This is a genomic window from Bradyrhizobium liaoningense, from assembly GCF_018130955.1.
Lineage (GTDB): Bacteria > Pseudomonadota > Alphaproteobacteria > Rhizobiales > Xanthobacteraceae > Bradyrhizobium > Bradyrhizobium liaoningense_C.
This window is the reverse complement of the sequence record NZ_JAFCJM010000009.1, coordinates 85,720-110,999: the sequence shown is the minus strand read 5'-3', so window position 1 is coordinate 110,999 and position 25,280 is coordinate 85,720. Positions and strand designations below refer to the sequence as shown.

The window sequence follows — 25,280 nt, the reverse complement described above, 5'->3', positions numbered from 1 at the left end:
CCTTCAGACGCTGATCGGGGCGACGTCGATCCAGCGCCGCTCCTTCCAGCTCTTCAGCGCGCATTCGGCGAGCTGCACGCCCTTGGCGCCCTCGAGCAGCGTGAACTTGTAGGGCGCGTCCTCGCAGACGTGGCGGATATACATCTCCCACTGCTCCTTGAAGCCGTTGTCATAGGCGACGTTGTCGGGGACCTTCTGCCAGTCGCCGTAGAAATCGTGCGTGCGCTTCTCGTCGGGATTCCACACCGGCCGCGGCGTCGCCTGGCGCGCCTGGATCATGCAGTCGGAAAGACCGGCGACCGCCGAGCCCAGCGTGCCGTCGACCTGGAAGGTGACGAGATCGTCGCGATAGACGCGCGTCACCCAGGACATGTTGATGTGGGCGATGATGCCGCCCTTGAGCTGGAAGGTCGCGTAAGCGGAGTCGTCGGCGGTCGCCTTGTACTTCTTGCCCTCTTCATCATAGCGCTCGGGAATGTCGGTGTTGCCGATGCAAACCACGCTCTCGACGTCACCGAAGAGATTGTCGAGCACGTAGCGCCAGTGGCAGACCATGTCCAGGATGATGCCGCCGCCGTCCTCGCCGCGATAGTTCCACGACGGCCGCTGCGCCTCCTGCCAGCCGCCCTCGAACACCCAATAGCCGAACTCGCCGCGCACCGAGATGATGCGGCCGAAGAAGCCGGAATCGCGCAGGAAGGCGAGCTTCTTCAGGCCGGGCAGGAACAGCTTGTCCTGCACCGTGCCGTGCTTGACGCCCTTGGCGTTGGCGAGCTTGACGACCTCGAGCGCCTCCTCGAACGTCGTGGCAATCGGCTTCTCACAATAGACGTGCTTGCCCGCGTTGATGGCACGGGTCAGCAGGCCCGGCCGCGCCTGGGTCGTCGCGGCGTCGAAGAACACATGATCGTTCTTGTCCGCGAGCGCCGCGTCGAGATCGGTGGTCCAGCGCTGAACGTTGTATTGCTTCGCCAGACGCTCGACCTTGTCGGCGTTGCGGCCGACCAAAATCGGATCCGGCATCACGCAATCGCCGTTCTTCAACTTGACGCCGCCCTGGTCGCGGATTGCGACGATGGAGCGGATCAGATGCTGATTGAGCCCCATCCGGCCGGTGACGCCGTTCATGATGAGGCCGAGGCGCTGGGTGGTCATGCCAATTGCTCCCTGGGTGATTTTGGCTGTGCAAGCGGGGCGAGCGCCGACCAGTCCGGATGGACCGACGTCGCAAAGCCCGTCGTGGCGAGCGATCCCGTCAGGAGATCGCCGTCGTGAATGGAAAGCCGCATGCCGTGGCCGGCGTCGGCATAGAGATCGGGATGCGCGGCGGCGAACGCGCGTGCCTCTGCGGCCGGCGCCTCGCCAAAACCATCGACATAGTGATGGCCGTTGCGTTCGGCGTGCGTGATGCCGAGGAAGGCACCGAGCGCGAGGTCCTGCTGCACGGCGAGGCCGGCCTGGCAGGTGAGGTCCTCACCGGTCACGAAGAATTTCTGGCTGCCTGCGCTCCATTTGGCGGCGCGCGTGGCATTCACGATCGACTTGTAGAGGCCCTTGCAGGATTTCGAGGAAATGCCGCGATAGCCGAGCGCCCGCGCCGCGGGAAACGCGTCGTAGGAATCGTCCGCCTCGTCGACGATGAAGCTGCGCGCCGCCAGCGAGCCGAGCGGAGCCTGCCTTGTGATGTCGCGCGGCATCGGCTGCTCGATGTAGAGCAGTTTAGCCGCGATCGACCGCAGCGCTGCATCCCTGTCGAGATGATCGACCAGTGCGCGCAGCGCCGAAAGATCGGCATACTGCTCGTTAGCATCGAGCGTGACCTTGAAGTCATAGGGAAGCTTTCCGAGCTCGGCACCGATGCGCGCGAGCCGCGCGGCATCGGCTTGCGGATCGCCCGAGAGCTTTAGCTTGAAATAGCGCGCCCCGGCATTCTCATGTGCATCGGCAACGCCGCCCTCGCCTTCGACCTTGTCGTCCAGACCGACTGTGTGCCGTACCGCTACTCGCGGCAGTCGCTTGCGCCCCGCCAGGAACTGTGTGACGTTGGCGTTCGCCAGGTCGGGCGACAGCCGCGAATCGATGCCGACGATGTTGTCCGCCATCCCGGCGAAGAAGTTCGCCTCGGCAGCGCGCAGCAGCGCATCAAGGATCGCCTTGTCGATCTCGGCAGGACCATAGGCCGCCGCGAGCGGCGGAATGCCTTCCTTTGCGCAGGCCGCGACCTGCGCGCCGATGCAGGCGGCATGCAGCCCAAACGCCGTGTCAAAGCCGGTCTGCGCCAGATAGAGCCCGCGCGCGATCTCGAGCGCGCGGCGCAGTTCATCGACCGTCTGCTCCGGCGTCAGTTCGGGCCGCTTGTCGAACCACTTTGGCACCAGAAGTTCGGCGCTGGCGCCAACGGCGGTGCCCCTGCCCTCGACCTCGATCTCGGCGCGGACATAAAGCTGCGGCGTCGCGCTGATCGTGACCGCGCCGAAGCGGAACGGCCGCGCGAAATGCACGGGACGTTCGAAGAATGCGATGTCTCGCAGCTTCAGGCGCGGCGACATGGGTCTCTAGTCCAGTGAGCCCTGAGAGAAGAAGTGCTTGCGGATGCGCTGCACGAGCTCGGTGAAGACGGGATCGGCCATCACGTCGAGCGAGCGCGGGCGCGGCAGCGGCACGTCGTAGATCGCTGCGATCGCGCCGGGACGCTCGGTCATGACCAGCACACGGTCGGCGAGGAACACGGCTTCAGGGATCGAGTGCGTGATCAGCAGCACCGTCTTGCCGGTTTCGCGCTGGATCCGCATCAACTCGACATTCATGCGCTCGCGCGTCAGCGCATCGAGTGCGCCGAACGGCTCGTCCATCAGCATGATTTTTGGATCATGCACCAGCGCGCGGCAGATCGAGGCACGCTGCTGCATGCCGCCAGAAAGCTGCCAGGGCAGCTTCTTCTCAAAGCCCGAGAGCCCGACCAGCTTCAGTAATTGCTTCGCGCGCTCCAGATATTTCGCACGCGGCAGCCGCTTCATGTCGATCGGCAGCATCACGTTGGAGAGGATGTTGCGCCAGGGCAGCAAGAGCGCGTTCTGGAAGACGATGCCGACATTGCCATGCGGCTTCGTCACCTTCTCGCCCTCGACCAGGACCTCGCCTGTTGTCGGCGGCAACAGCCCCGAAATCAGCTTGAGCAAGGTGGACTTGCCGCAGCCGGACGGGCCAACCACGACGAAGAACTCGCCTTCGTTGATGTGAAAGTCGAGCGGCCGCAGCGACGGCACATCGCCGTCGCGCGTCCGGTAGGTTTTTGACACGCCGGACAGTTTGATGCCCGACGTATCGCTCCCCGCGCCGTCGCTCACCACACGCAAATGCGCACTCGGCTGCACGGGGTCATTGGGTCGCGTCGCTGATTTCACGAGTCGCCCTTCGGCAGGTAGTCGTTGGTGTAGAAGGCCTTCAGGTTCTCCTTGGCCTTGGCATCTAACCCGCCATATTCGACGAGCAGATTGACCGTGTCGGCCATGTTCTGGTCGGTGACCTGGAATGGCCGCTTGGTCTTGGTCTCCGCGGTCCGGTACAGCGGGATGGTCAGCTCAAAGCCCTGCGTCAGCGTGTCGATCTTGCCGCCCTTCGGATTGGCATCGAGGATCGCCTGCGCCGCCGCCCTGGCATCCTTCTCGGCGGCCTCGACCGCCTTCGTCGTTGCCGACATGAAGCGGCGAACGAGATCGGCATTGCCCTTCACATAGTCGGTGTTGGCGATGATGCCCGAGGAGACCATGTTGATGCCGTAGTCGGCGAACTTGATCGGATAGACGTCCTTGCCGGTGGCGTCCTTGATCTTCATCGACTGGTCCATGACATAGCCGAGCAGGAGATCGGCCTGGCCGTTGATGACGGCATTGAGCTTGGTCTGGCCGTCACCGGCAACCGTCTGGAAGTCGCTCTCCTTCAGGCCGGTCTTCTTCAAAAACAGCGGCCAGATCTGGGTCATGGAGTCGGCAGGCGTGATCGCGACCGTCTTGCCCTTGATGTCCTCGGGCTTCCTGATGTTCTTCTCGACGAAACCCATGGCCGACATCGGGCTGGTCTGGAGCAGCACGCCGGTCGCAACGACGGGCGCACCCTTGATCGCGGCACGCATCATGGTGGGGACGTCGACATAGCCGAAGTTGGCGGTCTTGGCCGCGACGGCCTGCGTGGTCGCCGCCGAGCCGCGGCCTTCCTGGATCTCGAGGTCGATGCCTTCCGCGGCATAGATGCCCTTGGCCTTGCCGTAATAGAACGGCGCGTGCTCGCCATAGACGTACCAGTTCAGCATCAGCACGACCTTGTCGGCGGCCTGCGCCGGCACCGCCATCAGCGTCGCCAGCATCACCGAGACAACTGCCATCAAACGCATCATCGCTCTTCCTCCCATTTGCTCGTTGCTTGTGTTTGTTGCTTGCTATGAGGCGAAAATAATGTCCTCGCGCTGGCTGACGTGCCAGGGAATGACCAGGCGCTCGATCCGGTCGACGATCCAGAACAGCACCACGCCGAGCAGCGCCAGGATCACCAGCGCGGCGAACATGGTCGGCAGGTCAAAGGTTCCAATCGAACGCTGCATCACGTAGCCGATGCCGGAATTGGAACCGACGAATTCGCCGACCACAGCGCCGACCACAGCGAGCGTCACCGACACTTTGAGGCCGGAGAAGATTGCCGGCAGCGCATGCGGCAGGTTCACCGCACGAAACACCTGCAACCGGCTGCCCTGCATCGCGCGGGCGAGATCGACCATGTCGGGGTCGACCGACTTGAAGCCTTGCACGGCCGAGACCACGACAGGGAAGAAGCCGAGCAGAAAAGCCGAAATCACTTTGGGGATGATGCCAAAACCGAACCAGACCACGAACAGCGGCGCGATCGCGATCTTCGGCACCGACTGCGAGAACACCAACAACGGATAGACGTAGCTCTCGACCGTCTTCGAGCCTGCGATCAGCATCGCCACGGGAATGCCGAAGAGCGCCGACAGCAGGAAGCCACACACGGTCGCATAGGTCGTCGGCCAGGACTGTCGCAGCAGTTCCGGCCATTCCGTCCGGAGCACGGCGACGACGTCCATGGGTGCCGGGATCTGGTAGGCGGGGATGCTGAACACACGGATGGTCACGTCCCAGGCGATCACGATGAACACCAGGAACAGGAACGGCCGCACCCACGCTGCGTTCAGCGTTTTGGATATCAGGCCCTGCGCCTTGGCCTCAGCCACACGTCTCTCCCGGTTGTTCTTGTTGGTTCGGGGAGAAATTAACTCGTTGGATAAATACTGTCCAGCGCTTTCCCCTGTGACGTTTTGCGGCTGGTTCCTCCCGTCATGCCCGGGCTTGTCCCGGGCATCCACGCCTAGCCTCCCCACACGCGGACGCACGTGGATGGCCGGGACAAGCCCGGCCATGACGAATGCGGCATAAGCGAGAATCTAGACCGTCTGCGCCACCACGGTACGCGACTTCGGCGGCTTCGCGATCTCGAACAGTGCGGCCGATCGCCCTGTCAGCGCGGCCAGCACCAGGCCGGTCATGTGGGCAAGGCGCTCGTCCTTGGCGTCCTTGGCGAGCAGGTCACGGCCAAAAATCACGCTCAGCGTGGCGCAGTTGGAGAGATAGAAGAAGCTGAGCGCTGCGACCGAGATGTAGAGCTGCACCGGATCGATCGCGACCTGGAAGTCGCCACTCTCGACGCCACGCCGAACCACCGTGCGGATCATTTCAACGAACGGCGAATGCATCGACTTCACCTTGGTCGAGCGCTTCAGATGCTTTGCCCGCACCAGGTTTTCGGTCTGCAGCAGCGACAGGAATTCGGGATTGCGAAGGAAATAATTCCAGGTGAATTCGATCAGCCGCTTGATCGCCTCGGGTGGGTCGAGATGCTCGAGATCGAGCCCCCGCTCCTCGCTGCGGATCTTCTCATAGGCGCCTTCGAGCACCGCGAGGTAGAGGTCGTCCTTCTTGCCGACGTGATAATAGAGCATGCGCTTGTTGGCGCCGGCGTTGGCCGCGATGCGGTCGACCCGCGCGCCGGCGAGACCGTGAGCGGAAAACTCCTGCTTGGCAGCCTCGAGGATGCGAAGCCGCATGCCCTCGGGGTCGCGCTGCCATTTGAGATTTCGCTTTGCCTTCGCCAAACCGGGTGCCCGCTGCTTGCTCTGCCCGACAGCACTATCATGCGCGCGGCGCGCCGCATAGTTTCGTCATTCCGGGCTCGCTTCGCGACGGGAATGACGACATCACGCCACCGGCTTCGGCGACTGCTCCAGCAGGATCGTCTGGATGCCGCAGGTGCCGTTCCGCACCGTCATCACCCGCGTGCCGGGCTTGCGGCCGTTTCTGATATCGCTGACGTCGACGCCGGATGCGATCAGCCGGGCGCGCGTGGCATCGATGTCGCCGACGCGCCAGCTCAGTCCCCAGAGACGGTCATGGCTGGGATCGCCGCCGGCGACCGGCCGGCGCACCACCTCGACCACGAGGTCGCCGCAGCGGAAGAACATGAGCTGCCCCCAGTCATGGTGCGAACGGTCGAGCGCCATGTCGAGCCCGAGCCGCGCGCCATACAACGCGGCGGCGCGCTCGGAATCCTCCGTCGCGACCACGACGTGGTCGAGCGAGAGAATCGGGCCGGTCTCGGTCTCGGCGGAGCGCGGACGCTCCGCGCCAAGCTCCAGGAAGAACATGCGCACGCCGCGCGTCAGCTCGGTCGCAGCGCGGGTGCGCGTCCAGTGCAACACCGCGCCCGTCTTGTCGTCGCGGCTCCCGACCTCGGCGATGGCATCCGGCTTCAGCGCCACCCGGTCGAGCCGACGATGCATCTTGTTGATATCTGCAACACGAAAGCAGAGGCTGGCGAGCATGCCTTCGCGGTCGTCGAGCAGCTCCCGCATCCGGTCCGCCGTCGCGCTTGCGCCGCTCGGCGCCATCAGCTCGATCGACATATTCGCCAGCGTGAACAGCACGCGGTCGGCACCGTCGCCGGAATTCTGCCAGGACGGCGCGCGGCCGAGCAGCGTCTGATAGGCCGCCTTGGCGGCACCGATATCCCTGACGAGGGCGACGACGTGGTCGAGACCGGTGATCATTATCCTCCCTTTCGGTTGAGCCGGAACTGAAAACCGAAACGCTGCGTTAGCTCCGACTGGGCTCTGTTCGCGGCCCGACCTTGGTCGTATTCCGGCCCCATGCCGACCTCAAGCGTTGACCGGGGCGGCGTTGCGAATAATTTCGGCGTCCCTTCCGGGGAACCGGTGCTAAAGTAAGGCCGCCGGCCGGGACCACCCAGCGCATCACGGGAAGACTATGCAGGCTCTCTTTATCGGACAGACCTATATCGACGTCACCTTCATCACCGACCACATGCCGACCGGCGATGAGAAGCACGTGGCCACCGCCTATGCGGTCTCCTTCGGCGGCAATGCGGTCACCGCGGCGTTCTGCTGTGCCAAGCTGGGAATCGTGCCGGACCTCATCGCGACCGTCGCCAATGACTGGCTGGGACGGATGTTCCAGGACATGTGCGCAAAATACGCGATCTCGCTGCATAACCGGAAGGTGGCGACCTCCTCGCTGTCCTTCATCATGCCCAAGGACGGCAAGCGCGCCATCGTCCGCTGCCGCGACGACGAGCACATCCATCCCTTCCCGATCCTCAATCTCGGCAAATGCCGCGCGCTCCATGTCGACGGCCACCAGCCGGACGCTGCGATCCACTACGCAAAAGTGTGCCGCGAGGCCGGTGTGCTGACCTCGCTCGACGGCGGCGGGTTGCGCTCGAACACCCATGAGCTGCTCGAGTTCATCGACGTCGCGATCGTCGCCGAGCGCCTGTGCGAGCAGATGAACCTGACGCCGCCGCAGATGCTGGAATATCTGAAGAGCCGCGGCTGTCGCATCGGCGGCATCACCATGGGCGAAAAGGGCCTGCTCTGGTACGGCGAGACCGGTGCGGTCGAGACGCTGCCAGCGATGCCGATCCCGCGCGAGCTCGTCATCGACACCAACGGCGCCGGCGACGTCTTCCACGGCGCCTACATCTATTCCTACCTCGCCCATCCCGGCAAAAGCTGGCGCGAGCATTTTGACTTCGCCCGCGCCGCCTCGACCCACAAGATCCAGCGCCTCGGCAACGAAGCGGGCTTGCCGACCCTTGTCGACATCGCCAAAGTCAGGCAGGAGTTCGAAGTCAGGGTCTAGCTTTCGCAAGGGCATCGCATGGGACGCGTCTTCGTCGCCGGCAGCATCAACATGGATGTGGTGGCGACAGCCGACCGGCATCCCAAAGTCGGCGAGACCATCGCCGGCAAGGAGGTGCTGTATTTCCCCGGCGGCAAGGGCGCCAACCAGGCCGTCTCGGCGGCGCGGCTCGGCGCGCGAACCACGCTGATAGGCCGGCTCGGCAAGGATGCGTTCGGGGCGGAGCTGAAAGCCTTCCTGTCCGACCAGGGCATCGATCTCGGCTATGTCCAGGAGACGGCAGCGGCGCACAGCGGCACGGCCATCATCACGGTGGCTGAAGCCGACAACACCATCGTCGTCATTCCCGGCAGCAACGCGCTGGTCGGCGAGGACGATGTCAGTGTCGTGCCGATGCTGAAGGGCGACGTCGCTGTCAGCCAGTTCGAGATACCACTTTCGGCGATTGCCGCGTTCTTTCGCCGGGCGCGAGCGGCGAGTGCGGTGACGCTGCTCAACCCGGCGCCGGCGCAGAAGTTTGGTCGCGAGCTTCTGGAGCTCGTCGACATCCTCGTGCTGAACGAAACCGAGCTCGGCCTCTTGTCGGGCGTCGCGCTCTCCGAGAGCACGGATCACGCCGGCATCATCGCAGCGGCGCGGCGCCTTCAGGCGAACAAGGACCAGATCATCTGCGTGACGCTCGGCAAGCGCGGCGTGCTCGCGCTCGCCGGCAGCGAAGAGCTGGTCGTGCCGGGCCGCGTGGTGGAGGCAATCGACACCACCGGCGCCGGCGATTGCTTCGTCGGTGCGCTCGCCGCGCAACTTGCCGATGGCGTCGCGTTGCGCGAGGCGCTCGGCTTCGCCAACATCGCCGCCTCGATCTGTGTGCAGCGGATGGGCGCGGGGCCGTCGATGCCGACGGCGGATGAAGTTGCCGCTATTTTGTAGCAAAGCACGCCGCAGCCCTCTTCGCCTCTCCCCGCCTGCGGGGAGAGGCCGGATTGCATCGAAGATGCAATCCGGGTGAGGGGGAGTCTCCGCGAGCCCAACTCTCACCGCCCCCGCGGAGACTCCCCCTCACCCAACCCTCTCCCCGCGAGCGGGTCGAGGGAGTAGATCACGCCAGCGCGCTCTTCAGGTCGAAGTTTTCATCGGCTGCATGCTCCGGCGCGAGCGACCGGTGCATGCCGAGCAGGCGTCGGCCGAACATGTGATCGCCGGCGCGGTTGATGGACTCGATGCCGAGAAGCTCTTCACCCTTGTAGCAGAAGGCAGAAAACGCCTTCTTGGCGGGATCGCCGCGCAGCACGACCTTGTCGTAGCCCGTGGTGAGCCCCGCGATCTGGAGCTTGTCGTCGCCCTGATCGCTCCAGAACCAGGGCTGGCCATCATAGACCTTCTTGTCGCCGGTGAGCCGCGCGGCGAGGCAGCGGGCGTGATCGGTCGCATTCTGCACCGACTCCAGCCGCAGCGATCCGCCGAAGCGCGGGCTGTTGAACAGCGCGCAGTCGCCGATCGCCGAAATGTTCGGATCGGCGGTCGCAAGATATTCGTCGACGATGATGCCGGAGGCGACGGGGAGCCCCGCCTCCGCCGCGAGCTCGATGTTCGGCAGCACTCCGACGCCGACCACGACCAGATCCGCCGGCAAATGCCGGCCGTCGCTCAAGGAGACGCCGGTGACCTTGCCACCCTCGGCCTCGATGCTGGTCGCCTGCACGCCCAGGTGAATGCGAATGCCCGCTTCGCGATGGCGGGCTTGAAAATACTCGGACACCTCGGCCGTCACCGCTCGCGCCATCACACGCGGGGCGAGCTCGAGCACGTCGACCTCGAGCCCCTTGATCCGGGCGGTGGACGCGAATTCGAGGCCGATGAAGCCCGCGCCGATGATCACGGCGCGCTTCTTCGACGGCATGATCGCGCGCAGCGCCTCGCTGTCGTCGAGGATGCGCAGATATTTCACGTCGGGCAGGTTGGCGTTGGGCAAATCGAGCAGGCGATTGCGCGCACCGGTCGCGAGCACCAGATGCCCGTAGTCCAGCGCCTCACCGGAAGCGAGTTTGACCTTGCGCGCCGCGCGATCGATCGCGGCAACGCGGCCTGCGATCAGCTCGATCTTCTGGTCCTGATAGAATTTTTCCGGCCGGAACATCAGGCTGTCCGGCCCGCTCGAACCCTTGATATAGGCCTTCGACAGCGGCGGCCGCTGGTATGGCAGATGCGCCTCGTCGTTGATCAGGCAAACGCGATCGGAAAAGCCCGCCTGACGCAGCGACGCGGCGAGCTGGTAGCCGGCATGACCCGCACCGACAATAATCACCGGACCATCAGTCATCGGAACAGCCCATCTTTCTGGACACAGGCACTACCCATGTCGTCTCCTCTCTCAGATTTTGGCTTGCTGGCCTGGTCGGTTGAGGAGTCGGCGCTCGTGTCCGTCCCTAAACGATGGCTGTGCGCATTTGAGCCTATCGCCCGGCGTTAGGCAAGAGCCTGGGACTGGGGATTGTCACCCCTTCCCTTCTGCGATTTAGTTGCAGCAAATGACCTCCTGCCGGGGATTTTTCCATGTCCACTGCCAGCACCCATCCCGACGATCCCGCCTTGCTCAGAGTTGAGGGCCCGATCGCAACCATCACGCTCAACCGTCCCACCGCCTACAACTCGGTCAACCTCGCGATTGCGCAGAAGCTCGAGCAACTCGCGGCACAGATCGAAGCTGACAGCGCTATCAGGGTGATCGTCATCGAGGGCGAAGGTCGGGCCTTTTCGGCCGGCGGCGATTTGCAGACCATTGGTGCGGCGGCCGAGGCCAACACGGTGACGCCGGTCGTAGGCCAACTGTTGAAGCACTATCATGCCTTCATCGAGACGCTGCGGCGGATGCCGAAGCTTTCGCTGTCGAGCGTGCACGGCTCGGCTGCCGGCGCCGGCATGGGGCTCGCCTTCGTCACCGACCTCTGCATCGCGGCCGAGGACGCAAAATTCACGCCGGCCTATGCCAAGATCGGCGTGTCGCCGGACGGTGGCAGCACGGTCGGCATCGTCGGCACGGTCGGAACCCGCCGCGCGCTGCAGATCTTTCTTGCCGAGGACACGTTTACGGCGCAGCAGGCCTATGAATGGGGGTTGGTCGCAAAAGTCGTCCCCGCAGCCGAGCTGAAGGCTGCGACGCGGCAGCTCGCCGCCCGGCTGGCGCAAAACCCGGACGCCGCGATATCAGGCACCAAGTCGCTGGTCTACCAGGCTGCGACCACGCCGGTGAAGCAACAGCTCGATGCCGAAGAGCACAGGATCATCATGGCCATGAACACGGAGGAGTTTCGTGTTGCCGTGAAGAAGTTCACGAGCAAGTCGAAATGAACGCGTTGACGCCCGCCCGCTCGTTCTACAGCCTCCGTCATGGCGCGACCGACTGGAATCGCGCTGGGCGCTTCCAGGGCCGGACGGACAACCCGCTGAATGAAGACGGTCTCCGGCAAGCGCACGAAGCCGCGGACATGTTGCGTGGTATTGGCATCAGCCGCATTGTCGCGAGCCCGCTGGTGCGCGCGGCGAAAACGGCCGAGATCATCGCGGACGCGATCTCGGTGCCGCTCACGATCGATGACGGCATCATCGAGTTCGATTTCGGAAGTTTTGAGGGTCTCCCGGTCCGCGACCTCATGATCAAGCACGGCGTCAAATCGGCCACGGGCCTCGTCTCGATCCTGCCCGCCGACGGCGAGAACTGGGACGCCATGACCGAACGGTCGCTGCGCTGCGTCTCCGCGTGGCTCGACTGTTATCCTGACGACGACCTTCTGTTCGTCTGCCATGACGCGGTGATGCAGGGCATGGCAAAAACGCTGTCTGGCAGCTACTTCAAGAACAGCCACGGCACGCCGTTTCGCTACGTACGCGACGCAGCCGACTGGCGCATCGAGCAAGTCGCTATTTAGGGCAGATGTAGCCTGTGCCTGCCGGCGACTTGAAGCAGCCGACCGATTCCGGCAGCACGTGCCGCGGCAGCCACAGCACCACGGCCGGGAAGTATATCGCGAACGCGATCGTCGCAAGGAACACCACATAGATCGGCAAAGCCGCGCGCAGCGCCTTGGCAAAACTGATGCCGACGAACTTTGACGCCATCAGCAAAACCAGGCCATAGGGCGGCGTGATCAGGCCGAAGGCCAGCGTCGCGATCAGTACCACGCCCATATGCACGGCGTTGATATCGCCGGCTTCCGTCAGCGCGTTCACGAGCGGCATGAAGATGATGATGGTCGGCACCGGCTCGATGAAGTCGCCGACCATGGTGAAGAGCAGCACCATCAGCAGCATGATCAGATGCGGATCGTTGCCGGCAATCGACGTGATCCATTCGGCGATGTAGGTGGCGCCACGCAGATACGCGAGCATCCAGCCGAAGGCATTGGCGGCACCGATGGTGATCAGTGGCAGCGAGAAGATCAGGCCCGCAAGGCAGAAATCGTAGGGGATCTTCATGAAGTGGCCGCGATTGAGCGCGGGGATCACCACCAGGATGATCCAGACCACGGCAACGACGCCGGCCTCCGTCGGCGTGAACCAGCCGGTCAAGATGCCGCCGAGCAGGATCACCGGGATCATCAGCGGCAAGGCCGCGTCGCCCGCGGCAAACGCGATCTGGCGCAACGGAGCGCGCGGCTTGCGCAGGCCGGACGGACCGAAGAAGTAGCAATAGATCATCAGACCGAAGCCGATCATCAGGCCCGGCACGACGCCCGCCATGAACAGGCCGGCGATCGAGACGTTGCCGACCGCACCATAGACCACCGCCGTGATGCTCGGCGGCACCAGGGCCGCGATGGTTGAGGCTGACGCGATGATCGCTGCGATGAAAGCGGGCTCGTAGCCCTCGCGCTTCATCGGACCGCCGAGCGCGCGGCTCATGACTGCGACGTCGGCCGTGGTCGAACCCGACATCTCCGAGAAGAACATGCTGAAGACGACGACGACCTGCGACAGTCCGCCCCTGATATGCCCGACCAGGGACACCGACAGATTGGCTATTCGGACCACCACATTGGCCGAGCTCATGAGCTCGCCGACCAGCAGGAAGAACGGGATCGCCAGCAGCGCCTCGGAATCCACCCCGTCAAAGATCTTCTGGATGATCGCGGCGAGCGAGACGTCGGACAGGATCGCACCGATGAAGACGCCCGCCATCAGCGAGAACGGCACGGGCACGCCGAGATAGCCGAAGAACAGGAAGCAGACCGACATCAGGGTCAGGACGACGGGCGCGCTCACGGATGCGCCCTCATCTGGGCTTCGCTGACGGGGACGACAGGCGCAGCGCCCTCGTCGGGCGGCTCGGGATAGTCAAAGCCGTTGCGCAGGCCGTTGACGAGTTGCTCGATGGTGAACAGGCCGATCAGAATCCCCGAGAGGGGAATGATGGCGTAGAGCGAGGCGATCGGCGTGCCCGACGGCAGGCGAAAACTGCCGAAGCCGCGGAGATAGTTTTGATAGCCGTACCAGATCAGGCAAGCGGCGACGCCGAGCACGACGAGGCGGATCACGATTTCGACGATCAGGCGCGAGGTGCCGTGCATCGCCTCGGAAATGGCGGTGAGATAAAGGTGGTCGTTGCGCCGGGTCGCGGCCGCCGTGCCGATGAAGATCGCATAGATGAACAAAGTGGACGTCACCTCCTGGAGCCAGAGCCAGGGATGGCCGATGGTGCGGGTGACGATGTCGGCCGTCACCGACAGCGAAAAGCCGAAGCACAAGACGCCGCAGAGGATCATCAGGGCGAGCTCGAGCCAGTCGAGCCAGCGCCATTTGAGGTGACGCTGCCGTTGCACCAGCAATTTGTCGGCGATGGACATTTGCGCGCGCTCCGCGATCCCCCGGTCTCCGTCATGGCCGGGCTTGTCCCGGCCATCCACGTCTCTGGCGCGGCCGGAAAGGAAGAACGTGGATGCCCGGGTCAAGCCCGGGCATGACGACTGAGATGGGGTCTAGTTGACCGACCGGATCAGATCCTTGATCTTCACCGCGTGCGGGCCGAGGTCCTTGGCGAGCTTGTCGAGATAGGGATCGGCGATCGTCGTAAAACTCTTCTTGTCGACGTTATCAACGATCTTGACGCCCATCTTCTTCAGCTTGTCGGCCGCCGTCCGTTCGAGATCGAACGCCTTCTGCGGCTCCTTGGAGCTGATCTCGGCGCCCGCAGCCTGCACCCAGCCCTTTTGCTCCGGCGTCAGGCTTTGCCAGAGCTTGTCGGAGATGAAGACCAGCGCGTTGTTGGCCTCGTGCTCGGTGATGTTCAGAACCGGCGCCACCTCGTAGTGCTTGTTGACGAGATAGACGTTGATGCTGTTCTCGGCGACATCGACGACGCCGGTTTGCAGAGACGTGTAGACGCTGCCGAAAGGCATGTGCACGGTCTGGGCGCCGTAGGCCGGGAACATGGTGTCCTCGGTCGCGGTCGCCTGCACGCGCACCTTCAATCCCTTGATGTCGCCGACGTTGTGAACCTCCCGCTTAGAGTACATGTGCCGCACGCCCTGCGAGCCCGTCGCGATCACGTGCAGGCCCTGCGTGGTCTCGTCGATCATGGTCTTGAGCGCCTCGAACACGCGGGGATCGGCCAGCCCCTTGACGACGTGGTTTTCGTCGCGGAACAGGAAGTGCAGCGACATCACGCCGGCCTGCGGCGAGATCGTCGCGGTGTTGGCCGAGGAGATGATGGCGAATTCGACATCGCCCGCCTTCACGAGCTGAAGCACCTGCGGCTCCTGGCCGAGCTGGGCGCCGGGGTACTGGTCGATGATCATCGTGCCCTTGCTCAATTCCTTGAGCTTTTCAGCAAAGAGGTCGCCGGCGATGGAATATCCGGTGTTGCGCGGCTGGTCGTAGGCGAAGCGATAATGCTTCACCTCTTGCGCCGATGCGCCCGTGACGAAGAGAACGGCCGCCGTTGCCGCCAGCCCCTGTAAGAATCTCGGCTTGGATCGTGCAATCATCGTTTCCCCCTGTTTTTATGTTCGCCGCTTTATCGGTCTGAACGTCGTCGCGGGTGGTTGGTCACCCCTTCTCAGTGCTCTTGCCAGTCCTCTGCATGAAATCGAAATCGCAGCCTTCGTCGGCCTGCAGGATGGTCTCGTTGAACAGCCAGGCATAGCCGCGCCTGGCCTCCTCGGGCGTTGCAACGGGCTTCAGCGCGGCCCGCCGCCGCTCCAGTTCAGCCACATCGACCAGAAGCTCGATGCTGCGCTTTGCGACATCGAGCCGGATCATGTCGCCGTTCTTCACCAGCGCCAGTGGTCCACCGACGGCGGACTCCGGCGTGATGTGAAGCACGATGGTGCCGAAGGCGGTGCCGCTCATGCGCGCATCGGAAATGCGCACCATGTCCTTGGTGCCGCCGCGCGCGAGCTTTTTCGGGATCGGCAGGTAGCCGGCCTCGGGCATGCCCGGCGCGCCCTTCGGTCCCGCATTGCGCAGCACCAGTACATCGTCGGCGGTGACGTCGAGATCGGGATCGTCGACCCGTAGCGTCATGTCCTCGACGGATTCGAACACCACCGCGCGCCCCGTGTGCTGCAACAGTTTCGGGCTCGCAGCAGACTGCTTGATGACGGCGCCGCGCGGCGCGAGATTGCCGTGCAGAATGGCGAGACCGCCTTCGGCGTTGATCGGATTGTCGCGCGGGCGGATCGCGTCCTGGCCCGGCACCTCCTCGGCGCCAGCAACGACGTCACGCAGCGTCTGCCCGGTGATGGTCTTCGCATCGAGATCGACGAGGTCGCCGAGCTGCGCCAGCAGCTTCGGCACGCCGCCGGCGTGATGGAAATGCTCCATGTAGTGCTCGCCGGACGGCTTGAGATCGACCAGCACGGGCACCTCACGACCGAGTTGGTCAAAGGCTTCGAGATCGAGCCGGTGCGGCGAGCGATGCGCCATCGCCGTCAGATGGATCAGACCATTGGTCGAGCCGCCGATCGCCTGCAGCACGACCTGCGCATTCCTGAACGACGCCGGCGTCAGCAATTCGCTCGGCTTCGGCCCCTTCGCCTTGGCCATCTCGGCCGCGACCTTGCCGCTGGCCTCCGCCAGGCGGAAACGCTCGGCATGCGGCGCGGGAATCGTCGCGCTCATCGGCAGCGACAGGCCCATCGCCTCGATCATGCAGGCCATGGTGGATGCCGTGCCCATCACCATGCAGGTGCCGACCGATGGCGCGAGGCGGCCGTTGACGGCCTCGATCTCGGCGTCGTCGATGTCGCCAGCGCGATATTTTGCCCAGAGTCTGCGGCAATCGGTGCAGGCCCCCAGCACCTCGCCCTTGTGATGGCCGACCACCATCGGTCCCACCGGGATGACAACCGTCGGAAGGTCGGCGCTGATGGCCGCCATGACCTGCGCGGGCAGCGTCTTGTCGCAGCCGCCGATCACGATCACCGAATCCATCGGCTGGGCCCGGATCATCTCCTCGGTGTCCATCGCCATAAGATTGCGCAGATACATCGAGGTCGGATGCGCAAAGCTCTCGGCGATCGAGATGGTCGGAAACACGAACGGCATCGCACCCGACAGCATCACGCCGCGCTTGGCGGCCTCGATGATCTGGGGGACGTTGCCGTGGCAGGGATTGTAATCGCTATAGGTGTTGGTGATGCCGACGATCGGACGCTCCAGCGCATCGTCGGAATAGCCCATGGCCTTGATGAAGGCTTTTCGCAGGAACAGCGAGAATCCGGCGTCGCCGTAGCTGGTCAGCCCTTTGCGCAAGCCGCTCGACATCGTGCCACTCCATTCCCGGTTACCATTGTCGTACAGACTGCCCCCAGATTGTCAATAACACTCTAGGCCACTGCGCAAATCCGGCCCGAACACGCATCCATTCCGCCCAGATTATTGACAATCTCTCCCTTCCCTGCTCCACAGAAGCGACGGGACCCTGGGACCCTTACGGGCCGGGAGGCGAAGGGATGGCCGATACTTCAGGCGCCGAAATGCCGCCCCTCCGGCGGGACGACCCGGATGACGTGGTCGGCCGGCTGGAGGAAGACATCATCTTCGGCCGCTTCGCGCCGGCGGCACGGCTGACCGAGGACGCGCTGATGTCGCGCTACGGCACCTCGCGCCATTTCGTGCGCCAGGCGCTGGTGGAGGCGGAACGGCGCGGCATCGTCCGTCGCGAGAAGAACGTCGGCGCCACCGTACGGTTCTATTCAGCCGAGGAGGTGCGGCAGATCTACGAGGTCCGCGAGATGCTGACGCGGCAGGCCGCGCTGATGATTCCGCTGCCCGCGCCGCAGAGCCTGATCGACGAGCTCAGCGAGTTGCAGCGGCAATATTGCGCCAGGGCCGACGCGCACGATTTGCGCGGCATCCACGAAACCAACGACGCCTTCCACGTCGCGCTGTTTGCAGCCTGCGGCAATCCCTATCTGGTGCGCTCGCTGCAGGACTACATGAACCTGACGCTGCCGATGCGCGCAAAAAACCTCGCCGACCGCGAGGGCCTCGCGCAGTCGCGCCGTCAGCACGAATTGATGATCGAGCTGTTGAAGGGCCGCGATAGCTGGGCGCTGGCGCAGCTCTGCGTCGACCACATGCAGTTCAGCAAGTCGGACTATCTGGCGCGGATCGCGGGCGATGAGGCCGGGCGTTAGCCCTTGCGCGCCTTGCTGAGCAGATAATTGTCGTAATAGTTCTCCGCGATCTGCGTATAGAAGAGCACTTCCTTCATGTAGGCGTCGTGGCTCTCCTTGGTCTTCTTGAACAGCGGGCTCTTCTCGGCGATCTCGTTCAAATAGTCCTGCGTCGCCTTGTAGCTGGCTTCCATGACCGGTTGCGGGAATGCGCGCAGCTCCGCGCCGCCGGCGATGAGCCGCTTGAGCGCCGCGGGATTCACGCTGTCGTATTTTTCGATCATCCAGGCGCCTGCTGCGGCACCGGCCTGGTTGAGGATCGCCTGGTACTGCTTGGGAAGCGCGTTCCACTTCTCGTCGTTGACGACCATGTGCAGCATGGCGCCGCCTTCCCACCAGCCAGGGAAGTAGTAGTACTTCGCAACCTTGTAGAAGCCGAGTTTCTCGTCGTCATAGGGACCGACGAATTCCGCGGCGTCGATCGAGCCCTTGTCGAGCGCCGCATAGACGTCGCCGCCGGCGATCTGCTGCGGCACGATGCCCAGCTTTGCGAGCACATGGCCGCCCATGCCGGCGATGCGGAATTTGAGCCCGTTGAGATCCTCGACGGTCTTGATCTCCTTGCGGAACCAGCCGCCCATCTGCGTGCCGGAGTTGCCGCACAGGATGGCGTGCGCCTTGAAGGGTTTTAGCGCCTCGTTGCAGAGATCGGCTCCGCCGCCGAACGACCACCAGGAGTGCTGGTGCCGGTGGTTCATGCCGAACGGCGCGCCGGTCGCGTAGGCCAGCGCCGGCTCCTTGCCAATGTAGAAATACAGCGGCGTCTGCGCGATCTCGACGGTCGCGGAGCTCACTGCATCGAGCGCCTGCAGGCCCGGCACGATCTCGCCGGCCGCAAAGGTCTGAATCTGGAATTTGTTGTCGGTGGCCTCGGCAACATACTTCGCAAAGGTCTGCGCCGTGCCAAAGATGGTGTCGAGCGATTTCGGGAAGCTCGAGGTCAGGCGCCATTTGATCTCAGGCGCGCCTTGCGCGATTGCGGGGGCCGCGATCAGCGTCGTCGCGCCGGCGAAGGCGCTGCCCTTGAGGAATGTGCGGCGTTTCATGAGCGTGCTCCCTGGATTGCAATTGCAGCAGCGCGGGTACGATGAATCGTCCCCCGCCGCATTGACCTTCATCATTGCAGACGTGACGGCCCACCGGAAGGGCGCAGCCGTCGCAGTGCGGCTAGCGCTTGGTCCAGTCGATGATGCGGCTGTTGCCGGCATCGAACTCGATGCTGCAGAATGTGCCGCCCTGGTAGTGGTCGCCGACCGGGTCGGGCTTGAGCTTGGCCTGCTCGTCCATCGCATGCTGCCAAAAGTCCTCGGCGCGGCCTGTGGGGCGATAGCCGAATTCGTAGGCGCGGTGATTGTCCCACCAGGCGCGCTCGTTGAAGGAGGCGCCGTAGAAGATCTCGAAATGGACGTCGGGATGCTCGAGCCCGATGCGGCAGAGCTGCACGAGGTCCTCCGGCTTGAGCCAGATCGCGAGCCGGCGCTGGTCGAGCGGTTTTTCGCCGAAATTGCCGATGCGCAGGCACGTGACCTTCAGCCCGTGCTTGTCGGCATAGAGCGCGCCGACCGCCTCGCCGAACACCTTGCTGACGCCGTAGCGGCTGTCGGGGCGCGCGGTGACGTCGGTGCCGATCTTGTGGTGGCGCGGATAGAAGCCGACAGCATGATTGGACGAGGCGAAGACGACGCGCTTGACGCCCTTCTTGCGCGCCGCCTCGAACAGATTGTAGCCGCCGATGATATTGGCTTGCAAAATGTCGTCCCAGGGGCCTTCGACCGAATAGCCGCCGAAATGCAAAATACCGTCGACGCCCTCGCAGATCGCCTCGCACTGCGCGAGGTCGGACAGGTCGGCCGCCTTGAACGTCTCGCCCTTGCCGAGATCGGCCGGCGGCTTGATGTCCGACAATACGAGGTCCGGATAAATCGGCGGCAGCAGTTTTCGCAGGCTCGTGCCGATTCCGCCCGAAGCTCCCGTCATCAGAATACGCGGCATGTCTTCCCTCATGAGTAGCGAACGATTTGCGGTCACATGTCTCTAATGATAGCAGATTTGTCCAGAGGGAACGCAACAACGAGAACCGCGCATGAACGATGCATCGTCCCACACTCAAGGCTGGCGGCCGGCGGCCTATTACCCCGATCCGGCAATTCATGCACTCGATCCGCGCTTCGAAAAATACTGGCTGAAACTCTCGGCCGTGGAGCGGCTCGCCACCGGCCTGCGCTGGGCCGAGGGGCCAGTGTGGTTCGGCGACGGGCGCTATCTCTTGTGCAGCGACATCCCGAACCAGCGCATCATCAAATGGGAGGAGGAGACCGGCGCGGTCAGCGTGTTCCGAAAGCCTTCCAATTTCGCCAACGGCAATACGCGTGATCGCCAGGGCCGGCTGATCACCTGCGAGCATGGCGGCCGCCGCGTGGTGCGCACCGAATATGACGGCTCGATCACGGTGCTGATGGAGTCCTTCGGCGGCAAGCGGCTGAACTCGCCGAATGACGTGGTGGTGAAATCCGACGGCGCGATCTGGTTCACCGATCCGACCTTCGGCCTACTCGGCAATTACGAGGGCTACAAGGCGGAGCCCGAGATCGAACCGAATGTCTACCGGCTCGATCCCGCGAGCGGCAAGGCGAGCATCGTCGCCGAAGGCGTGCTGGGGCCGAACGGGCTGTGCTTCTCGCCCGACGAGAAGATCCTCTATGTCGTCGAATCCCGCGGCGTGCCGAACCGAAAAATCCTCGCCTATGACGTCTCGGCCGACGGCACCACGATTTCAAACAAGCGCGTCTTCATCGACGCGGGTCCCGGCACGCCCGACGGCATGCGCTGCGACATCGACGGCAATCTCTGGTGCGGCTGGGGCATGGGCGATCCCGAGCTCGATGGCGTCGTGGTGTTCGCGCCCGACGGCGTCATGATCGGCCGCATCGCGCTGCCCGAGCGCTGCGCCAATCTCTGCTTCGGCGGGGTCAAGCGCAACCGCCTGTTCATGGCGGCGAGCCAGTCGATCTACGCGCTATATGTGAACACGCAGGGCGCGCTGGGGGGATAGTCTCTCCTCTCCTCTCCTCTCCTCTCCTCTCCTCGCCGTCATTCCGGGGCGCGCCGTCTTCGGCGCGAGCCCGGAATCCATCAAGCGGCAGACTCAGCGGCCAAATGGATTCCGGGCTCGTCGCTTTCGCGACGCCCCGGAATGACGAGAGAGAGGCGAAACAAAAACGCCGGAGCGATCTTCCGCTCCGGCGTGATGTTTGTTCCGGCGATGAAAACTTACGCCGCGTTGTAGCCGGCGACCGCCTTCACTTCGAGATACTCCTCCATGCCGTACTTGCCCCATTCGCGGCCGTTGCCGGACTGCTTGTAGCCGCCGAACGGCGCGGAGCGGTCGTTCGGCACGCCCTGCAGGTTGACGTTGCCGGCGCGGATCTGGCGCGCGACCTTCTTGGCGTTCTCGACGGTATCGGCGGTGACGTAGCCCGCCAGGCCGTAGGGCGTATCGTTGGCGATGCGCACGGCGTCGGCTTCGTCCTTGGCACCGATGATGGTCAGCACCGGTCCAAAGATCTCCTCGCGCGCGATCGTCATCTCGTTGGTGACGTCGGCGAAGATGGTCGGACGGACATAGAAGCCCTTGTTGACGCCCTCGGGCAGGCCCGGGCCGCCGGCAACGAGTGTCGCGCCTTCGTCGATGCCCTTCTTGATCAGCGCCTGGATCTTGTCCCACTGGACGCGGTTGACCACGGGACCGATGGTGGTGCCTTCGCCGCGGGGATCGCCGGCCTTGGTCTTGTCGGCCACCGCCTTCGCGATCGCCGCCACTTCCTTCATCTTGGAGAGCGGCACGATCATGCGCGACGGCGCGTTGCAGGACTGGCCCGAGTTGTTGAACATGTGCATCACGCCGCCGGTCACCGCCTTCTGCAGGTCGGCACCTTCGAGGATGACGTTCGGCGACTTGCCGCCGAGCTCCTGGCTGACGCGCTTCACGGTCGGCGCGGCGCGCTTCGCCACGTCGACGCCGGCCCGGGTCGAGCCGGTGAACGAGATCATGTCGATGTCGGGGTGCTCGCTCATGGCGGCGCCGACCTCGGGGCCAAGGCCGTTGATGAGGTTGAACACGCCCTTCGGCACGCCGGCTTCATGGAGGATCTCTGCGAAGATCAGCGCGGACGTCGGGGTAAACTCCGACGGCTTCAAAATCATGGTGCAGCCGGCGGCGAGCGCGGGCGCGACCTTGCAGGCGATCTGGTTCAGCGGCCAGTTCCAGGGCGTGATCATGCCGACGACGCCGACCGGCTCGCGCAGCACGGTCGCGGTGCCGATCTGCTCCTCGAAGTGATAGTTCTTGAGCACGTCGAGCGTCGACATGATGTGGCCGAGGCCGGCGCCGGCCTGCAGCTTCTCTGCCATCGGCAGCGGCGCGCCCATCTCGTCGGAGACGGCGGCGCCGATCTCCTTCATGCGGCCCTTGTAGATCTCGATGACCTTGGTGAGCAGCGCGATGCGCTCCTCGCGGCTGGTCTGGGAGTAGGTTGCGAACGCGCGCTTGGCGGCGGCAACGGCCTTGTCAACGTCGGCCTTGGAGCCGACCGCAATCTCGTACATCGGCTCTTCCGTCGCCGGATTGACGACCGGAATGGACTTCTTGACGGCGGGATCGACCCAGGCGCCGTCGATGTAGAATTGCATGCGATTGACCATCGTGAACCTCTTGTTTTGAAGCATTGGAGGGGCGTTTCGGCAGTTATCCTGACACGAAACCCCGGGCTGTAGAACCCGCCCCGATGCTTGACCTGCGTTGCGGCGGACGCGGCGGAATATGATCGCGCGATGGGGCCGTGGCAAGGTCTCTCCCCCGTCATTCCGGGGCGCGACAAAGTCGCGAGCCCGGAATCCATAACCACGATCGGGAGTATGGATTCCGGGCTCGACGCTTCGCGTCGCCCCGGAATGACGAATTAAACCGCCATCTTGCGATGGAGCACCGGGGCGCCGGTGGTGAGGCTTTCGGCCGCATCGATGATGGCGTTGGCATCGAGGCCATGGTGGCGGTAGAGGTCGCCAATCGTCCCGGTCTGGCCGAACTGCTCGACGCCGAGCGCCTCGACGCGATGACCGCGGACACTGCCGAGCCAGCCGAGGGCGGCCGGATGCCCGTCGATCACCGTCACGATGCCGCAGTCGCGCGTGAGCGGCGCCAGCAGCTTCTCGATATGGCTGAGATGCTGCACGCCGCGCCGGTCGCGACGCAATTTCCGTGCGGCGGTCCATCCCGCATGCAGGCGGTCCGCCGAGGTGATCGCGAGCAGGCCGACGTCGCGCCGGCTCTCGCCGATGAAGCCGGTCGCCTCGATCGCCTCAGGCGCCACTGCGCCGGTATAGGCGATCACGACTTCGGCATTGGGCCCCGGCTCACGCAGCCAATAGGCGCCGTCGGTGATGCCCTTGGCCAGCTCCGGCGTCATGATCCGCTGCACCTGGTCGATCGTGCGCGTCGACAGCCGCAAATAGACCGAACCGCCCTCACCGGCTTCACGCTGCATGTGGTCAAACCCCCACCCCATGATCGCGGCGAGCTCGTCGACGAAGGCCGGCTCGAACGAGACGAGCCCATCCTGTGCCATTCCGATCAGGGGCGTTGCGATCGACTGATGGGCGCCGCCCTCGGGCGCGAGCGTGATCCCCGAGGGGGTCGCCGCCACCATGAAACGGGCGTCCTGGTAGCAGGCATAGTTGAGCGCATCGAGGCCGCGCTCGATGAAGGGATCATAGAGCGTGCCGACCGGCAGCAGTCGCTCGCCATTGATCTGGTGCGACAGGCCGAGCGCCGACAGCATGATGAACAGGTTCATCTCGGCGATGCCGAGCTCGAGATGCTGGCCTTTTGGCGAGGCGTCCCAGTTGAAGGTGGATGGAATTTTCTCGCTGCGGAATAAGTCCGCCTTCTCGGCACGCGCGAACAGCCCGCGACGGTTCACCCAGGGGCCGAGATTGGTCGAGACGGTGACGTCGGGCGACGTGGTGACGATGCGCTTGGCGAGCTCGCTGTCGCTGCGCGCGATCTCGTTGAGCACGAGGCCAAAGCCCTGCTGGGTCGACATCTGCGGCGACGGCTTGAAGGTGAGCTGCGCCGGCAGGTCGACGGCGGGCGCCGTCAGGCGACGGCTGTCCTGGTTAAAGGGAACGCGGGCGAGGAAGGCTTCGAGCTCCGCCGCATCCTGGTCGAGCCCTTCGAACTTGTCCCACTCATGGCCGGGACGGATATTCTGGCTCTCGCGATATTTTTCCATCTGCGCGACCGTCATCAGGCCGGCATGATTGTCTTTGTGGCCCTGGAACGGCAGGCCGACGCCCTTGATGGTGTAGGCGATGAAGCAGACCGGACGATCGTGATCGATCGACCCGAACGCCTCCAGCATGCTCGCCATGTCGTGGCCGCCGAGGTTGGACATCAGGGCCAAAAGCTCGTCATCGCTGCGGCGGTCGATCAGCTTTGTGATGGGTCCCTGATCGCCGATCTCGTCATGCAGATGTTTTCGGAACGCCGCACCGCCCTGAAAACACAGCGCGGCGTAAAGCGCGTTCGGGCAGTTGTCGATCCAGCGCTTCAGTGCCTCCCCGCCCGGCTCGGCAAAAGCCTCGCGCATCAGGCAGCCGTATTTCACGATGACGACGTCCCAGCCGAAATTGCGGAACATGGTCTCGAATTTTTCCCAGAGCCCTTCGCGCACGACGGCATCGAGCGACTGCCGGTTGTAGTCGACCACCCACCAGGTGTTGCGCAGGCCGTGCTTCCAGCCCTCGGCGAGCGCCTCAAAAATGTTGCCCTCGTCCATCTCGGCATCGCCGACCAGCGCGATCATCCGCCCCTCGCGGCGATCCTTCATCCAGCCATGCGATTTGACGTAGTCCTGCACCAGCGAGGAGAACAGCGTTTGCGCAACGCCGAGGCCGACCGAGCCGGTCGAGAAGTCGACGTCGTCGACATCCTTGGTGCGCGAGGGATAGGACTGCGCGCCCTTGAAGCCGCGAAAATTCTCGAGCTTCTCGCGGGTCTGCCGGCCGAACAGATACTGGATGGCGTGGAACACCGGGCTCGCGTGCGGCTTCACCGCGACGCGGTCCTCGGGCCGCAGCACGTGGAAATACAGCGCCGACATGATGGTCGCGAGCGAAGCGGACGAGGCCTGGTGGCCGCCGACCTTCAGGCCGTCCGCATTGGGGCGGATGTGGTTGGCGTGGTGAATGGTCCAGGACGACAGCCACAGCGCCTTGCGGCTGAGCGCGGACAATGTGTCGAGGCGAACGGGATCGACGGGCATGGCAATGCTCCGGAGAAATATGGCCCGATCATACCCCCGCACCGTCCGTCAGAATTCTCAAA

The 25,280-nt window shown here is 64.2% G+C and carries 22 protein-coding genes; 6 read left to right on the top strand and 16 right to left on the bottom strand.

Features of this window, described 5'->3' with window-relative positions:
- Nucleotides 1–3 precede the first annotated feature (3 nt).
- From JQ632_RS10260 to JQ632_RS10230, 7 genes are all read right to left on the bottom strand, one after another.
- Nucleotides 4–1,155: a Gfo/Idh/MocA family protein gene (locus tag JQ632_RS10260; RefSeq protein ID WP_212402186.1), complete on the bottom strand. Its 1,152-nt coding sequence runs from the start codon at nt 1,153–1,155 to the stop codon at nt 4–6.
- The gene (locus tag JQ632_RS10255; protein ID WP_212402185.1) at nt 1,152–2,549 is read right to left on the bottom strand and encodes a hypothetical protein; all 1,398 of its coding nucleotides are present in this window, start codon (nt 2,547–2,549) and stop codon (nt 1,152–1,154) included. Before JQ632_RS10255 ends, JQ632_RS10260 begins: the two co-directional genes overlap by 4 nt.
- A gap of 6 nt (nt 2,550–2,555) precedes the next feature.
- Nucleotides 2,556–3,404: an ABC transporter ATP-binding protein gene (locus JQ632_RS10250; RefSeq protein WP_212402184.1), complete on the bottom strand. Its 849-nt coding sequence runs from the start codon at nt 3,402–3,404 to the stop codon at nt 2,556–2,558.
- Nucleotides 3,401–4,393 (bottom strand): ABC transporter substrate-binding protein, encoded by a 993-nt coding sequence (locus JQ632_RS10245; protein WP_212402183.1) that lies wholly within the window; start codon nt 4,391–4,393, stop codon nt 3,401–3,403. Before JQ632_RS10245 ends, JQ632_RS10250 begins: the two co-directional genes overlap by 4 nt.
- 42 nt (nt 4,394–4,435) lie before the next feature.
- Nucleotides 4,436–5,245, bottom strand: a complete 810-nt coding sequence (locus JQ632_RS10240; protein ID WP_212402182.1) for an ABC transporter permease — start codon at nt 5,243–5,245, stop codon at nt 4,436–4,438.
- 210 nt (nt 5,246–5,455) lie between these two features.
- Nucleotides 5,456–6,163 (bottom strand): TetR/AcrR family transcriptional regulator, encoded by a 708-nt coding sequence (locus tag JQ632_RS10235; RefSeq protein WP_212402181.1) that lies wholly within the window; start codon nt 6,161–6,163, stop codon nt 5,456–5,458.
- Between the two features lie 102 nt (nt 6,164–6,265).
- Nucleotides 6,266–7,114 (bottom strand): VOC family protein, encoded by an 849-nt coding sequence (locus JQ632_RS10230; RefSeq protein WP_212402180.1) that lies wholly within the window; start codon nt 7,112–7,114, stop codon nt 6,266–6,268.
- A 217-nt stretch (nt 7,115–7,331) separates the two neighbouring features.
- Between JQ632_RS10230 and JQ632_RS10225 the strand changes: the two genes are divergently transcribed.
- Together JQ632_RS10225 and JQ632_RS10220 are read left to right on the top strand one after the other, a co-directional pair.
- Entirely contained in the window at nt 7,332–8,225 is an 894-nt protein-coding gene (locus tag JQ632_RS10225) for a sugar kinase (protein ID WP_212402179.1), read from the top strand.
- 18 nt (nt 8,226–8,243) lie between these two features.
- Nucleotides 8,244–9,152 (top strand): ribokinase, encoded by a 909-nt coding sequence (locus JQ632_RS10220; RefSeq protein ID WP_212402178.1) that lies wholly within the window; start codon nt 8,244–8,246, stop codon nt 9,150–9,152.
- A gap of 169 nt (nt 9,153–9,321) precedes the next feature.
- Here JQ632_RS10220 and JQ632_RS10215 read toward each other — a convergent pair whose 3' ends face one another.
- The gene (locus JQ632_RS10215) at nt 9,322–10,542 is read right to left on the bottom strand and encodes an NAD(P)/FAD-dependent oxidoreductase (RefSeq protein WP_212402177.1); all 1,221 of its coding nucleotides are present in this window, start codon (nt 10,540–10,542) and stop codon (nt 9,322–9,324) included.
- Between the two features lie 233 nt (nt 10,543–10,775).
- Between JQ632_RS10215 and JQ632_RS10210 the strand changes: the two genes are divergently transcribed.
- Nucleotides 10,776–11,570, top strand: coding sequence for an enoyl-CoA hydratase/isomerase family protein (locus JQ632_RS10210; protein WP_212402176.1), 795 nt, complete (start codon nt 10,776–10,778; stop codon nt 11,568–11,570).
- Nucleotides 11,567–12,148 carry a histidine phosphatase family protein gene (locus JQ632_RS10205; protein WP_212402175.1) on the top strand — a complete coding sequence of 194 codons (582 nt, stop codon included), beginning with the start codon at nt 11,567–11,569 and terminating at the stop codon, nt 12,146–12,148. Before JQ632_RS10210 ends, JQ632_RS10205 begins: the two co-directional genes overlap by 4 nt.
- Here the strand turns inward: JQ632_RS10205 and JQ632_RS10200 are convergent.
- From JQ632_RS10200 to JQ632_RS10185, 4 genes are all read right to left on the bottom strand, one after another.
- Complete coding sequence (locus JQ632_RS10200; RefSeq protein ID WP_212402174.1) at nt 12,141–13,481, bottom strand: TRAP transporter large permease; 1,341 nt, start codon at nt 13,479–13,481, stop codon at nt 12,141–12,143. The two genes, JQ632_RS10205 and JQ632_RS10200, sit on opposite strands and share 8 nt — an antisense overlap.
- Nucleotides 13,478–14,062 carry a TRAP transporter small permease gene (locus JQ632_RS10195; RefSeq protein ID WP_212402173.1) on the bottom strand — a complete coding sequence of 195 codons (585 nt, stop codon included), beginning with the start codon at nt 14,060–14,062 and terminating at the stop codon, nt 13,478–13,480. Before JQ632_RS10195 ends, JQ632_RS10200 begins: the two co-directional genes overlap by 4 nt.
- Nucleotides 14,063–14,194: 132 nt before the next feature.
- On the bottom strand, nt 14,195–15,202 hold the full coding sequence (locus JQ632_RS10190) for a TRAP transporter substrate-binding protein (protein ID WP_212402172.1): 1,008 nt from the start codon (nt 15,200–15,202) through the stop codon (nt 14,195–14,197).
- A gap of 61 nt (nt 15,203–15,263) precedes the next feature.
- Nucleotides 15,264–16,982, bottom strand: a complete 1,719-nt coding sequence (locus JQ632_RS10185) for an IlvD/Edd family dehydratase (protein ID WP_212402171.1) — start codon at nt 16,980–16,982, stop codon at nt 15,264–15,266.
- 188 nt (nt 16,983–17,170) lie between these two features.
- Here JQ632_RS10185 and JQ632_RS10180 point away from each other — a divergent pair, with 188 nt between their 5' ends.
- A complete protein-coding gene (locus JQ632_RS10180) occupies nt 17,171–17,857 on the top strand; it encodes a GntR family transcriptional regulator (protein ID WP_212402170.1) in 687 nt (228 codons plus the stop codon).
- On the opposite strand, the gene JQ632_RS10175 is transcribed toward JQ632_RS10180, so the two are convergent.
- Both JQ632_RS10175 and JQ632_RS10170 read right to left on the bottom strand, forming a co-directional pair.
- Nucleotides 17,854–18,942 carry a TRAP transporter substrate-binding protein gene (locus JQ632_RS10175; protein WP_212402169.1) on the bottom strand — a complete coding sequence of 363 codons (1,089 nt, stop codon included), beginning with the start codon at nt 18,940–18,942 and terminating at the stop codon, nt 17,854–17,856. The two genes, JQ632_RS10180 and JQ632_RS10175, sit on opposite strands and share 4 nt — an antisense overlap.
- Nucleotides 18,943–19,063: 121 nt before the next feature.
- Complete coding sequence (locus tag JQ632_RS10170) at nt 19,064–19,888, bottom strand: NAD(P)-dependent oxidoreductase (protein ID WP_212402168.1); 825 nt, start codon at nt 19,886–19,888, stop codon at nt 19,064–19,066.
- A 91-nt stretch (nt 19,889–19,979) separates the two neighbouring features.
- Between JQ632_RS10170 and JQ632_RS10165 the strand changes: the two genes are divergently transcribed.
- On the top strand, nt 19,980–20,948 hold the full coding sequence (locus JQ632_RS10165) for an SMP-30/gluconolactonase/LRE family protein (protein WP_212402167.1): 969 nt from the start codon (nt 19,980–19,982) through the stop codon (nt 20,946–20,948).
- A 218-nt stretch (nt 20,949–21,166) separates the two neighbouring features.
- Here JQ632_RS10165 and JQ632_RS10160 read toward each other — a convergent pair whose 3' ends face one another.
- Complete coding sequence (locus JQ632_RS10160) at nt 21,167–22,597, bottom strand: aldehyde dehydrogenase family protein (protein ID WP_212402166.1); 1,431 nt, start codon at nt 22,595–22,597, stop codon at nt 21,167–21,169.
- Between the two features lie 257 nt (nt 22,598–22,854).
- Nucleotides 22,855–25,218 (bottom strand): transketolase, encoded by a 2,364-nt coding sequence (locus tag JQ632_RS10155; protein WP_212402165.1) that lies wholly within the window; start codon nt 25,216–25,218, stop codon nt 22,855–22,857.
- Between the last annotated feature and the right edge of the window lie 62 nt (nt 25,219–25,280).

What these genes read in the sequence shown, in the direction of transcription:
- JQ632_RS10170 (WP_212402168.1), bottom strand. Translation starts at nt 19,888, where the DNA reads ATGCCGCGTATTCTGATGACGGGAGCTTCGGGCGGAATCGGCACGAGC.
- JQ632_RS10260 (WP_212402186.1), bottom strand. Translation starts at nt 1,155, where the DNA reads ATGACCACCCAGCGCCTCGGCCTCATCATGAACGGCGTCACCGGCCGG.
- JQ632_RS10245 (WP_212402183.1), bottom strand. Translation starts at nt 4,393, where the DNA reads ATGATGCGTTTGATGGCAGTTGTCTCGGTGATGCTGGCGACGCTGATG.
- JQ632_RS10195 (WP_212402173.1), bottom strand. Translation starts at nt 14,062, where the DNA reads ATGTCCATCGCCGACAAATTGCTGGTGCAACGGCAGCGTCACCTCAAA.
- JQ632_RS10175 (WP_212402169.1), bottom strand. Translation starts at nt 18,942, where the DNA reads ATGAAACGCCGCACATTCCTCAAGGGCAGCGCCTTCGCCGGCGCGACG.
- JQ632_RS10180 (WP_212402170.1), top strand. Translation starts at nt 17,171, where the DNA reads ATGGCCGATACTTCAGGCGCCGAAATGCCGCCCCTCCGGCGGGACGAC.
- JQ632_RS10185 (WP_212402171.1), bottom strand. Translation starts at nt 16,982, where the DNA reads ATGTCGAGCGGCTTGCGCAAAGGGCTGACCAGCTACGGCGACGCCGGA.
- JQ632_RS10190 (WP_212402172.1), bottom strand. Translation starts at nt 15,202, where the DNA reads ATGATTGCACGATCCAAGCCGAGATTCTTACAGGGGCTGGCGGCAACG.
- JQ632_RS10160 (WP_212402166.1), bottom strand. Translation starts at nt 22,597, where the DNA reads ATGGTCAATCGCATGCAATTCTACATCGACGGCGCCTGGGTCGATCCC.
- JQ632_RS10165 (WP_212402167.1), top strand. Translation starts at nt 19,980, where the DNA reads ATGAACGATGCATCGTCCCACACTCAAGGCTGGCGGCCGGCGGCCTAT.
- JQ632_RS10210 (WP_212402176.1), top strand. Translation starts at nt 10,776, where the DNA reads ATGTCCACTGCCAGCACCCATCCCGACGATCCCGCCTTGCTCAGAGTT.
- JQ632_RS10205 (WP_212402175.1), top strand. Translation starts at nt 11,567, where the DNA reads ATGAACGCGTTGACGCCCGCCCGCTCGTTCTACAGCCTCCGTCATGGC.
- JQ632_RS10155 (WP_212402165.1), bottom strand. Translation starts at nt 25,218, where the DNA reads ATGCCCGTCGATCCCGTTCGCCTCGACACATTGTCCGCGCTCAGCCGC.
- JQ632_RS10225 (WP_212402179.1), top strand. Translation starts at nt 7,332, where the DNA reads ATGCAGGCTCTCTTTATCGGACAGACCTATATCGACGTCACCTTCATC.
- JQ632_RS10215 (WP_212402177.1), bottom strand. Translation starts at nt 10,542, where the DNA reads ATGACTGATGGTCCGGTGATTATTGTCGGTGCGGGTCATGCCGGCTAC.
- JQ632_RS10230 (WP_212402180.1), bottom strand. Translation starts at nt 7,114, where the DNA reads ATGATCACCGGTCTCGACCACGTCGTCGCCCTCGTCAGGGATATCGGT.
- JQ632_RS10255 (WP_212402185.1), bottom strand. Translation starts at nt 2,549, where the DNA reads ATGTCGCCGCGCCTGAAGCTGCGAGACATCGCATTCTTCGAACGTCCC.
- JQ632_RS10220 (WP_212402178.1), top strand. Translation starts at nt 8,244, where the DNA reads ATGGGACGCGTCTTCGTCGCCGGCAGCATCAACATGGATGTGGTGGCG.